We start from the raw sequence: 1187 nt of genomic DNA, 5'->3' as shown, positions 1-1187 counted from the left end.
TGTCTAAAGAAAAATTTGAACGTACGAAACCGCACGTTAACGTTGGTACTATCGGCCACGTTGACCACGGTAAAACAACTCTAACTGCAGCTATCTGTACTACTCTTGCTAAAGTTTACGGCGGTGTAGCTAAAGACTTCGCATCTATCGATAACGCTCCAGAAGAGCGTGAGCGCGGTATCACAATCGCAACTTCTCACGTTGAGTACGACACTCCAACTCGTCACTACGCACACGTTGACTGTCCAGGACACGCTGACTACGTTAAAAACATGATCACTGGTGCTGCACAGATGGACGGTGGTATCCTAGTTGTTGCTGCGACTGATGGCCCAATGCCTCAAACTCGTGAGCACATCCTACTAGGCCGTCAGGTTGGTATCCCATACATCATCGTATTCATGAACAAATGTGACATGGTTGACGATGAAGAGCTACTAGAACTAGTAGAAATGGAAGTTCGTGAACTTCTATCTGAGTACGATTTCCCAGGTGATGACCTACCAGTTATCCAAGGTTCTGCACTAGGCGCACTAAACGGCGAAGAGCAGTGGGAAGCGAAAATCGTTGAACTAGCTGAAGCACTAGACTCTTACATCCCAGAGCCAGAGCGTGCAGTAGACCTACCGTTCCTAATGCCTATCGAAGACGTATTCTCGATCCAAGGTCGTGGTACTGTAGTAACTGGTCGTATCGAGCGTGGTATCCTAAACGTAGGTGACGAAGTTGCTATCGTAGGTATCAAAGACACTACTACTACTACATGTACTGGTGTTGAAATGTTCCGTAAGCTTCTAGACGAAGGTCGTGCGGGTGAGAACGTTGGTGCACTTCTACGTGGTACTAAGCGTGATGAAGTTGAACGTGGTCAAGTACTAGCTAAGCCTGGTTCAATCACTCCACACACTAAGTTCGAATCAGAAGTATACGTACTGTCTAAAGATGAAGGTGGTCGTCACACTCCATTCTTCAAAGGCTACCGTCCACAGTTCTACTTCCGTACAACTGACGTAACTGGTGACATCCAGCTACCAGAAGGCGTAGAAATGGTAATGCCAGGTGACAACGTACAGATGACTGTTGAGCTAATCGCACCAATCGCAATGGACGAAGGTCTACGTTTCGCGATCCGTGAAGGTGGCCGTACAGTAGGTGCTGGTGTTGTTGCTAAGATCTTCGACTAATTC

1 protein-coding gene is annotated in these 1187 nt (G+C 47.3%); it reads left to right on the top strand.

Annotation, left to right across the window (positions count from 1 at the left end; translation table 11 throughout):
- Nucleotides 1–1184: elongation factor Tu (gene tuf / locus RXX31_RS24630; RefSeq protein ID WP_317592205.1), on the top strand; the 1184-nt coding region annotated here is incomplete at its 5' end.
- Nucleotides 1185–1187: the final 3 nt, after the last annotated feature.

Origin of the sequence: Vibrio sp. EA2, from assembly GCF_033042495.1 — a bacterium.
Lineage (GTDB): Bacteria > Pseudomonadota > Gammaproteobacteria > Enterobacterales > Vibrionaceae > Vibrio.
This window is presented reverse-complemented; position numbering and strand designations above follow the sequence as displayed.